Origin of the sequence: Rhizobacter sp. (assembly GCA_021153565.1) — a bacterium.
GTDB lineage: Bacteria > Pseudomonadota > Gammaproteobacteria > Burkholderiales > Burkholderiaceae_C > Albitalea.
On record JAJKJU010000242.1, the window covers coordinates 1 to 10,361 of the forward strand.

Below are 10,361 nucleotides of genomic sequence, written 5' to 3' on the forward strand. Positions count from 1 at the left end.
CGCGGACTGGAGTTCAGTACACCACGGCTCGATGGAGAAGGTCTCTCGCAGATCTTCGGCATGCGGGACCCGGCGACAGGTCTGATGATCGAGTTGATCGAACGTCGCAACTACACAGGCTTTTCTGACGAGAATGTGCGCCGACTGTTCAGCTCGCTCGAGACACGCCAGTTGTACTGAGAGGCTGAGCCCGACGCAGCGCCACGCCGACGACCATGGAGCCTATCGTGCAGCTCGGCACCGAGCATGTGAACCCCGCGCTATCCGATCCCGCATTGGGAGTGATGAACTTCCTCAATCAGGTGGCCATGCAGTTTCCGCAGGCCATCTCGCTCGCGCCGGGACGCCCGCCCGAAGAGCACTTCGCGATCGGCGCCACGCTGCCGTACATAGAGCGTTTCGTCCGTGAGGGCGATCTCACACAGCTCCACAAAGCTGACCGCCACGGCATCGACTCGCTTGGCCAATACGGGCGAACGAACGGCGTCATCGGCGGGCTGATCGCCCGGCTGCTACGTCGCGACGAGGGCATCCTCGCTGCAGGGAACGACATCGTTGTCACCATCGGCGCGCAGGAGGCCATGTGCCTGTGCCTGCTCACGCTGTGCGGCAGGCCCGGCGATGTGGCACTGACGGTCGACCCGGCCTATATCGGCATGGCCGGGGCCGCGAGACTGCTGGGCATCGACGTCGTCGGCGTACCTTGCTCGGACACGGGCATCGACCTGCACGCCCTGGAGAAGACCGTGCAAGACCTCGCGCGCCTCGGCCGGCGCGCCCGTGTGCTGTATCTGTGCAGCGACCATGCGAACCCGACCGGGCTGACCCTGAGCGTGTCCGAGCGGCGGCGCCTCCTTCAGGCCGCACAGAGCCTGGATCTGCTGCTGATCGAGGATGGCGCCTACAGCTACTTCTGCTACGACACGCAGCCGCTGCCGCCACTGAAGAGCCTGGAGGGCGGCGAGCGTGTGATCTACCTCGGAAGTTTTGCCAAGACTGTGTTCCCGGGACTGCGCATGGGCTATGTCGTGGCGGGACAGCGTGTTGCTGTGGCTGTAGGGGAGTCCGCAAGTCTGGCCGACGAGATGTCCAAGGCCAAGAGCCTGCTGAGCGTGAATACGCCTGCGCTGATGCAAGCCGTCGTTGGCGGCCTGCTCCTGGCCCATGATTGCAGCCTGCGTGACTACGTGCAGCCCCGCGTGCGCGCCATCCATGCCAGCCGTGACGCCATGCTCGCCGCGTTGGACAAGTACGCACCCCGCCGCGCCGACGGCAGCCGGCCGATCACCTGGACCCGGCCGAGCGGTGGCTTCTTTCTTACCGTGACGATGCCCCGCCCGATCGGCAACGCAGAGCTGCTGGATTGTGCAAAGCGGTACGGCGTGACATGGACGCCGATGAGCTACTTTCTTCTCGACCAGTCGCCTTCGCCCCAGTTGCGGCTCTCGTTCAGCTATGTCACTCCGGACGAGGCTGCAGAGGGCATCAGGCGGCTGGCGGCGTGGATGCAGCATTTCATTGACATCTGAGAGGCACCCCTTTCAAGGTCCTCTGGGGAGAGGATGGGTGAGGGGCTGCGGTCGTGGGCCACAGCGGGTGTGGCCCTGGCATCGTGCTGCTGCCGTGTGTCACGCCCTTGGCGGGCTGTTCGGATTCGTCGTCCTCCCCTGGCAGCCATGCTCGGCGTGGTGGCGGCCTACGTGCTGGCCACGGAGTACGCGAAGCGCTGGTTCTGGAATGCATCCCGCCAAGCAGCCGAAGCTGCGTGACACCGATAAGTTCGCCTTGCTGCGCAACAGTGCCTGGCCTCGTTGGCAGCGCCGTGAAGCGACAAGCACGAACGGCAAAGAACCGGCTGAGAGGCTGAGTGATGCGTCGATGCAATGGTTGAAGTCCAGCTTGACCGGGTGGCGGCAAAGAGATCGGTCATTGGCGTGATCCTGAGCGGATCGAGTATCTCCGGCGCCAAGCCTTCTCGCCTTCCACCGCAACGAGCACCACCCCTGCCGCTGCGACACAGATGCCGAGCTCCGCGGCCGTCATCGGCGCCGTCTTGAACCAGTCATGCAGCCACGGAACGTAGACGATGCACAGTTGTACAAGGCACGTCGACAACACCGCAACAAGCAGCGGCCAGTTCGAGCGCAGTCCGAGTCGCCACAGCGAATCCACCTCGCTGCGGATCGCCAGGACGTGCGCCATCTGGGCGAAGGCCAGCGTGGTAAACACCATCGTCTGGGCGTGCGCCGGAGATTCCCGCGCTGCCCAGGCCTGCACCCCGAGGCACAGCCCGCCGATGAGCAGTCCAACCAGCAGGATGTGCTGCCACAGCCCGCGGGAGAACACGCTTTCCTGAGGAGGACGCGGCGGACGCTGCAGCACGCCACGCTCGGCCGGTTCAGCGGCCAGTGCCAGGCCGGGCAACCCGTCGGTGACCAGGTTGATCCAGAGGATGTGGATCGGAAGAAGCGGGATCGGCAGGCCCACGAGCGGCGCCAGGAAAATCGTCCAGATCTCGCCCGAGTTGCCGGTCATGGCGTAGCGCACGAACTTCCGGATGTTGTCGTAGATGCGCCGTCCCTCGCGCACCGCTGCCACGATGGTGGCGAAGTTGTCGTCCAGGAGCACGAGGCTTGACGACTCCCTGGCCACGTCGGTGCCGCCGTGGCCCATGGACACGCCGATGTCGGCGCGCTTGAGCGCGGGCGCGTCATTGACGCCGTCGCCGGTCATTGCGACGATTTCTCCCTGCGACTGCAGGGCCTCGACAATGCGGATCTTTTGCGCCGGATCCATCCGTGCGTAGACACGCACCGTGCGCACGCTCGCGCGCAGCATTTCGTCGTCGAGCGCCGCCAGCGCAGCGCCAGTGAGCACTGCACCGGCGCCTTGCTCGACGGCACTGCTCGGCACGATGCCCAAGCGGCAGGCAATGGCCAGTGCCGTTGCAGGGTGGTCACCCGTGATCATCACCGGCGTGATGCCGGCAGCGAGGCAGTCGCGCACCGCTGCCGCCGGCTCCGGACGCGGCGGGTCCAGCAGCCCGATCAGCCCGAGGAACTCCATCTCCTGCTCGATGCCTTCAAGGTGATTCGGCGCAGGCATTTGCACGATCCGGCGCCGGGCAAACGCCAGCACGCGCAATCCCCGCGTGGCCATGCCCTGCGCCATGGCGGCAGACTCTGCCTGGTCCAGCGGCTGCGGTCCGCCCGGATGCCACCGGCTGGCGCATTGGGGAAGCACCGACTCCGGCGCCCCCTTGGCATAGGCCACGAGGCCTTGCGAAGTCCGATGGACGGTGGTCATCCGCTTGCGCTCGGAGTCGAAGGGCAGTTCCTGAACGCGCGGCGCCGATGCCGCGGCGTCCGCGTGCGCCAGCCCCTCTTGCGCGGCGGCCTGGGCCAGTGCGACCTCCGTCGGGTCGCCCTGCCAGCCCGCTTCATCGAACTGCGCGTCGTTGCACAGTGCAGCCGCTCTCAGCAACTCGGGTCGCACCTCGGCGCAAGACACCGACACTTCCTCGACACGCATGCGGTTCTGAGTCAGCGTTCCAGTCTTGTCCGAGCAGATGACGGTGACCGAGCCCAGTGTCTCCACGGACGGCAGACGGCGCACCAGTGCGCTCAAGGCCACCATGCGGCGTGCGCCCAGGGCGAGCAGCACGGTGACCACGGCGGGCAGCGCCTCCGGGATCGCCGCCACTGCGAGGCTGATCGACGTCAGCAGCATCAGCACCCAGGACTCGCCTCGCAGCAAGCCGGCGACAAGAATCACCGCACAGATGCCGAGCACAGCCACTGCCAGCCGCTTGCCGAACTCGGCCAGCCGTCGCTGCAACGGCGTCAGCCGTTCTTCGCTGCCCGCCATGAGATCGGCGATCTTGCCAAGTTCGGTGTGCATTCCCGTGGCGATCACCAGGCCCCTGCCGCGCCCCTTGGTCACGAGCGTGCCCTTGTAGACCATGTTCAGCCGGTCTCCCAGCGTCGTTGCCGTCCCGTCCAAAGGACGCGTGAGCTTCTCGGCCGCCACCGATTCGCCGGTCAACGCCGATTCATCGACCAGCAGGCGTGCCACCTCGGTCAACCGCAAGTCCGCCGGAACCTGGTTGCCCGCCTCGATCAGGACCACGTCGCCTGGCACCAGGGCGGTGGCTTCGATGCGGCGCACCTGACCGTCCCGCAGCACGGTGGCCTGTGCGACAGCCAGTCGCTGGAGTGCGGCCAGCGCGCGGTCGGCCCGCCAGGCCTGCACGAAGCCCACCATGCCGTTGATGAGCACGATGATGACGATGGCCAGCGTGTCCACGATGTCGCCGATGAGCCCCGACAACACGGCCGCCCCCACCAGCACGAGGATCATGAAATCAGTGAACTGGTCCAGCAGCAGCCGCCAAGGAGACCGGCGATCCGCTTGCGCGAGCGCGTTCGGCCCGTGCTGTTGCGCACGCCGCCGCGCGTCCTCCTCCTGCAAGCCCTGGTTCAACTGCACCCGGTGCTCTTGCGCCAGATCCTGTGCATCGCGCCGATGCCATTCCTGCGAAGGCAGGACCGGTGCCTGGGTCATGGGAGTTCCGATGACGACTCACCGGCCGGTGCGCGGTTCGACAGGCCGCGCGCCAGCCAGCGCGTCCCCACATAGGCCATCACGGCGCCGGCCGCGGCCAGCCCCCAGTCGGCCAGGTGCAAGGGGCTCAGACTCAGCCATGCGCTGAGCGCCGGCACCTGCACGAGCAACACCAGGGGTGCAAGCGTGCACGCCACGATCCACCGGGCCACAGGCTGGCGCAGTCCGGTCAGCGCAGCGGCATAGGCGGCGCTGCACAGCAGGAGAATGGACATCGACATGGCACGCGCATGTGCCACGTCCTTGTCGATGCCGAAGGCGTGCAGGTAGCCCCAGACAACCAGGGTGCAGGAAAGGCTCCCCACGCAGACCAGGCGCCACCAGTCGCCCGGCGAGAAGAACCGTGCGCGGCGCTGCCGCTCCACCGCGGCCAGCGAATCGCTCGACGCCAAGTCCTGAAACGCCAGCATGGCCGTGGGGTGGATGACCAGCTCCAGCCAGACGATGTGGATGGGCAGATACAGCAATGGCAGGCCCATCAACGGGATGGCCGCTGCGCCCACCACCAGCGGGAGATGAACCAGCACGAGGTAGGCGAAGGCCAGCCGAAGGTTCATGAACAGTTGTCGCCCCTCGGCCACCGCCACCACCACGGTGCGAAAGTTGTCGTCCAGCAGCACGATGGAAGCCACTTCCCTGGCGCTGCGCGTGCCGCGCTCACCCATCGCGACACCGATGTCCGCCTGCCGCAATGCCGGCACGTCGTTGACCCCGTCGCCCGTGACGGCCACCAGTTCGCCTTCGGCCTGCAGCGCCTTGACCAGCTCGAGCTTCTGCTGCGGCGTCGCGCGGGCCACGATGTCCACGTGGCGTGTCGCGTCGGCGAGAGCGGCGCCGGCGGCACCATCGTCCAGCACGACCACCTTCGGCGCCCCGCCGCCGAGCCCGGCCTCGCGTCCGATGGCCGCTGCTGTTTCGGGGTGGTCGCCAGTGACCATCACCACACGGATGCCCGCACCTCGGCAGGCCTCGACAGCGTCACGAACGCCCGGGCGCACAGGGTCTTCGAACGCCAGCAGGCCGCGGAAGCGGAATCCGTCGTCGGGCTCCACGGCCGCCGAGGACCCGGGCAGCATCCGCTCGGCGCATCCAATCACCTTGTGGCCCGAACCGGCCGACTCAGACAACTGAGCCCTCACCTCCCGGGCCTCGTCCACCGTCAATGCGCACAGGGCAAGAATGGTTTCCGGAGCGCCCTTGGTGCAGGCCGCCACCTGTTGATGGTCTGTGTTCCACAGCACGGTCTCGCGTCTTCGCGCCTCCGGTGAACGGAAAGTCGGCCAGGCGCCTCCACTGGACATCGGGGCTGCCCGCGGCATGCAGCGCCTCGTCCAGCGGATCGCCGCTGTCGGGTCGCGTGGCGAGCCATGCCGTGCGCATCAGCGATGCGTCGTCATGGCCCGGTGCCGGTCGGCCATGTGCCAGCACCAGCGTGCCTGCCGTCATGGTGCCCGTCTTGTCAGAAACGATGCAGCTGACGCGCCCGATGTTCTCCACCGCCACGGCGCGCCGGACCAGCGCCTTCCTGCGCGCCAGGCGAAACACCCCCAGGCCGAGGAAGAAGGTGTACACGACCGGAAACTCCTCGGGCAGGGCTGCCACCGCCAAGGTGACCGCGCTCAGCAGCGCGTCGATCCAGCCATGTCCTTGCCACAGGCGCGTCGCGGCCAGGGCCACGCACAGGGCGACCGAGGCGGCCAGCAGCACCGCGACGAGACGGCCGATCGCTTGCTGCAGTGGCGTGGCTGCATGACCGCCTTCAGCCGCACTGCGTGCGATCTCGCCGTAGTGGGTGTCGGTTGCTGTGAAGACCACGCGCAGGCGGGCCGTCCCGGTGAGCAGGCGGGTACCGGCCGTTCCCCAGTGCACCTCGGACAGGCGCTGGCCTGCGCTCCAGGGGGCCTGCAGCGCCGACTTGCGCACGGGCAGCGACTCGCCCGTGAGCGTCGACTCGTCGGCCTGCAGTTCTCGCCCGGCCACCAGCAGGCCATCCGCCGGAAAGTACCTGCCCGGCATGACCTCGACGAGATCGCATGGCACGAGTTCTCGCGAAGGAACATCGATCCAGCGTCCATCGCGCAGCGCGGACGCCGTGCTCGCCAGCCGGGCGGCCAGGCCGGCGGCCGATGCCAGCGTGCGGTGATGCAGCCAGGCGTCCATCCCGAGCAGCGGCGCAAGGGCCAGCAGCAGGATCCACGACTCTCGCAACTGTCCGAGCAGAGCGAACAGCGTGGCGGTCACGAGCAGGAACCACAGCATCGGATCGCGCACCGTGTCACGCGCGACCGCCAGCCACCCTCTCGCCGGCTCCGCCACGATGTCGTTGAAGCCGTGAGTCTGCCGTGCGGAGGCGACCTGGGCACTGGTCAACCCCTGTTCATGAGCAATGCCCGGCGGCAACCTTCCAGCAGGAGCTGCGCGCTCACTCATGTGATGCGTGGAACACTGCACTGGTCCTTTGGCAACACGCCAGCATCCACGTTTGTGAGCAAGACAACACCTATTCCCGGACTGCCATTCGTGGACGAAGAGCGATTCATGGTCGGATCCCGAGCCTTGACATCGCAGTCTATGTCCCGTGGCAACGTCTGGCTTGATCATTCTCAAACCAGCGCTTGGGTGTGGATGTTGGTTGCGGGTCGTTACGACGATGGCGCAGCGGCTGCGGCCGCACTTGAGCGCCGTCAAGCCGCACGAACTCGAAGCAGCCTAGCCTGCCAGGCATGCGAAGGATTTGGACCGGAACTGTTTCGGGCCAAATCCTAAAGCTGCACTGGCATGGTTGCTGACCCATCCCCTCGATTGAAGCCGGTCGAGTCCGGCCTCACCGACGCGGTGTTCCGTGTTCGGGGCCTTGCCAAGACCTACGGGGCGGGCGAGGTACAGGTACGCGCCCTGCATGACGTGGACCTGGACGTGGCCCGCGGCGAGTTCATTGTGCTGCTGGGACCTTCAGGCAGCGGCAAGTCCACGCTGCTGAACATCCTGGGCGGCCTGGATGTGCCCAGCGCCGGTGTCATCCACTTCCACGGGCAGGAACTCACGAACGCCACGGACACCGAGCTGACCACCTACCGCCGCGAGCACGTGGGCTTCGTCTTCCAGTTCTACAACCTCATCCCCAGCCTCACCGTGCGCGAGAACGTCGCCCTGGTTACCGACATCGTCGCGAACCCGATGCCAGTGGACGAGGCCATCGACATGGTGGGCCTCACGCCCCGGCGTGATCACTTTCCCGCCCAACTCTCCGGCGGCGAACAGCAGCGCGTGGCCATTGCGCGGGCCATCGTCAAGCGCCCTGACCTGCTGCTGTGCGATGAACCCACGGGTGCGCTGGACTATCAGACGGGCAAGCTGGTCCTGGAGGTGATCGCGAAGGTGAACCGCGACCTGGGCACGACAGCGATCGTTATCACGCACAACGCTGCCATTGCTGACATGGCCGATCGCGTCGTCGTGCTGGGCGACGGCTGCATCCAGCGCGTGCAGGCCAACACGCACAAGCGCAGCCCCAGCGAGCTGTCGTGGTGAAGCATGAAGGCGCTGGACCGCAAGCTCTTGCGCGACCTGTGGCTCATGTGGAGCCAGGTACTGACCATCGCCCTGGTGGTGGCCAGCGGAGTCGGCGGCTTCGTCACCAGCCTCTCGGCGGTGGACTCGCTGGCGCTGGCGCGCGACCGCTATTACGGGCAAGGGCGCTTCGCCGACGTCTTCGCCGCGGTCAAGCGCGCACCGAATGCAATGGCCGAGAACCTGCGTGGAGTGCCGGGCATGGCCGATGTGCAGACCACGCTGGAAGAGATCGTGCGCGTGGAACTGCCTGGCCTGCCCGACCCCGTCATCGGGCAGCTCATCGGCATGGACCTGCGCGAGCCGCAGCGCATGAACCGGGTGACCGTCAGCAGCGGCAGCGTCCTGCAAGGCCCTCGCTCGGACGGTGCCATCGAAGCGCTGGTGTCCGAAGGCTTCGCACAGGCCAGGCACCTGCGGCCGGGGTCGCGTCTTTCCGCGCTCATCAACGGCCGCCAGCGCACGTTGGTGGTCACGGGTCTGGCCCTGTCACCCGAGTTCATCTTCGCTGGCCTGTGGGGCATGCCGGACACCCGCGGCTTCGGCGTGTTCTGGATCGACCGCGAGGCGCTGGCCGCGGCCTACGACATGGCCGGCGTCTTCAACAAGGTGTCGGTCAAGCTAGCTCCTGGCGCCTCGCAGCAAGCGACCATCGATGGGATGACCCGCCTGCTCGCCCCCTACGGCGGACATGAGGCACACGGCCGCGATGACCAGTCGTCGCACGCCATGCTGGACAACGAGATCAAGGAACAAAGCGTGCTGGGCACGGTGCTGCCTGTGATCTTCCTGGCGGTGGCGGCCTTCCTGTTGAACGTGGTGGTGTCGCGGCTGGTGGCCACGCAGCGCGAGCAGATCGCGGCCTTGAAGGCGCTCGGGTATCCCAACTGGGCGATCGGCGTCCATTACCTGAAGATGGTGCTGGCGATCGTGTCGCTCGGCCTGGCACTGGGGCTGCTGCTCGGCGAGCGTCTGGGAACGATGTTCACCGGCCTGTATGCGGAGTTCTTCCATTTTCCGAGCTTCGAGCACCGCATCGCGCCCTGGCTGCTGGCGACCAGCATGGCGGTGGCGCTGATCACGGCGGTGTCCGGCACGCTCAATGCCATCGTCGCCACGGTGCGCCTGCCGCCTGCCGAGGCCATGCGTGCGCCAGCGCCCGGCCGCTACCGGCGCACTTTGCTCGAACGGCTGGGCTTCACGCGCATGGCACCGGCCCTGCGCATGATCGTGAGGAACCTCGAGCGGCGCCCGTGGCGCAGCGCGTTGGCCGTGGGTGGCGTCGCGGCCGCGGTGGCCATCGTGATCATGGGCAACTTCGTGCGCGATGCGATGGAGGTGGTGCTGGACGCACAGCTCACCCTGGGGCTGCGCGGCGAACTCACCGTGTGGTCCGCCGAGGCCATGGACGACGGCGCCCGCCGCGAGTTGGCACGCCTGCCGGGCGTGCTGTCGGTGGAGTCGACCCGCTTCGTGCTCGTGACCTTCGTCAACGGACACCGGCGCGAGCGCGGCATGATCCGCGGCTACTCGGGCCGTGCCGACCTGTACCGGGTCATCGACGCCGATCGGCACGAGATGCTGCTCGAAGGGCGTGGGCTGGTGTTGACCGACCGGCTGGCTGACAAGCTGGGCGTGAAGACCGGTGACATGGTGCGCGTGGAGGTGCTGGAGGGCCGTGCACGCGTGCTGGAGCTGCCGGTGGGCGGCACGGTGCGCGAAATGATGGGCCTTTTGGCGTGATGAGCGGGCATGATCGAAATACTCTCAGCCTCGCAGGGCATGCACGCCTGGCAGAGGTCACGGTGGGCGCGCGAAACGGCACTCACGCCTGGCTTCAGGCCGGGCCCCAGACAGGCACGGCGGTCATCGTCTATCCGCCTGCTTCGCTCCCGGATGGCGCGCGAGTCAAGCCACGCAAGGTCTGAACGCAGTCTTCAGAGGCTGAGAGTATTTCGAGCGTGTCCGAGCAGCACGTCAAAAGGCGCCTGATCTAGGCGCAAAGTGCAGCCATAGCTCGTGCTATGGCCGCACTTTGCGCCTAGTGTCGCGTCAAGCCTCAAGTGTCGGTTGATCGCGCCGCTGTCGGAGCGCAGTGCAAGGCGCGCCGACGAGTCATGGCCGTCGCTATGGCGAGGAGGCGCAACGCCGCAATGCGCTTCGAGAGC

8 protein-coding genes are annotated in these 10,361 nt (G+C 67.1%); 4 read left to right on the forward strand and 4 right to left on the reverse strand.

What is annotated here, in order from left to right; translation table 11 throughout:
• A partial coding sequence (locus tag AC30NL_RS15660) for a hypothetical protein (protein ID WP_489464928.1) occupies positions 1-180 on the forward strand: 180 nt, incomplete at its 5' end.
• 47 nt (positions 181-227) lie between these two features.
• Positions 228-1,529 carry an aminotransferase-like domain-containing protein gene (locus AC30NL_RS15665; protein WP_489464929.1) on the forward strand — a complete coding sequence of 434 codons (1,302 nt, stop codon included), beginning with the start codon at positions 228-230 and terminating at the stop codon, positions 1,527-1,529.
• A gap of 397 nt (positions 1,530-1,926) precedes the next feature.
• Here AC30NL_RS15665 and AC30NL_RS15670 read toward each other — a convergent pair whose 3' ends face one another.
• From AC30NL_RS15670 to AC30NL_RS15680, 3 genes are read right to left on the reverse strand one after another with little or no spacing between them, the layout of a single operon-like run.
• The gene (locus AC30NL_RS15670; RefSeq protein WP_489464930.1) at positions 1,927-4,563 is read right to left on the reverse strand and encodes a cation-translocating P-type ATPase; all 2,637 of its coding nucleotides are present in this window, start codon (positions 4,561-4,563) and stop codon (positions 1,927-1,929) included.
• Entirely contained in the window at positions 4,560-5,837 is a 1,278-nt protein-coding gene (locus tag AC30NL_RS15675) for an HAD-IC family P-type ATPase (RefSeq protein ID WP_489464931.1), read from the reverse strand. Before AC30NL_RS15675 ends, AC30NL_RS15670 begins: the two co-directional genes overlap by 4 nt.
• Complete coding sequence (locus AC30NL_RS15680) at positions 5,743-6,993, reverse strand: P-type ATPase actuator domain-containing protein (RefSeq protein ID WP_489464932.1); 1,251 nt, start codon at positions 6,991-6,993, stop codon at positions 5,743-5,745. Before AC30NL_RS15680 ends, AC30NL_RS15675 begins: the two co-directional genes overlap by 95 nt.
• Before the next feature lie 408 nt (positions 6,994-7,401).
• Here AC30NL_RS15680 and AC30NL_RS15685 point away from each other — a divergent pair, with 408 nt between their 5' ends.
• Together AC30NL_RS15685 and AC30NL_RS15690 are read left to right on the forward strand one after the other, a co-directional pair.
• Positions 7,402-8,154, forward strand: a complete 753-nt coding sequence (locus AC30NL_RS15685) for an ABC transporter ATP-binding protein (RefSeq protein WP_489464933.1) — start codon at positions 7,402-7,404, stop codon at positions 8,152-8,154.
• Between the two features lie 3 nt (positions 8,155-8,157).
• A complete protein-coding gene (locus tag AC30NL_RS15690) occupies positions 8,158-9,936 on the forward strand; it encodes an ABC transporter permease (RefSeq protein WP_489464934.1) in 1,779 nt (592 codons plus the stop codon).
• Between the two features lie 194 nt (positions 9,937-10,130).
• Here AC30NL_RS15690 and AC30NL_RS15695 read toward each other — a convergent pair.
• Positions 10,131-10,361 (reverse strand): hypothetical protein (locus AC30NL_RS15695; protein ID WP_489464935.1); only part of this gene is annotated, 231 nt, incomplete at its 5' end.

Excerpts from the sequence above, each read along its gene's own strand:
- AC30NL_RS15670 (WP_489464930.1), bottom strand. The coding sequence starts at position 4,563 with ATGACCCAGGCACCGGTCCTGCCTTCGCAGGAATGGCATCGGCGCGAT.
- AC30NL_RS15690 (WP_489464934.1), top strand. The coding sequence starts at position 8,158 with ATGAAGGCGCTGGACCGCAAGCTCTTGCGCGACCTGTGGCTCATGTGG.
- AC30NL_RS15685 (WP_489464933.1), top strand. The coding sequence starts at position 7,402 with ATGGTTGCTGACCCATCCCCTCGATTGAAGCCGGTCGAGTCCGGCCTC.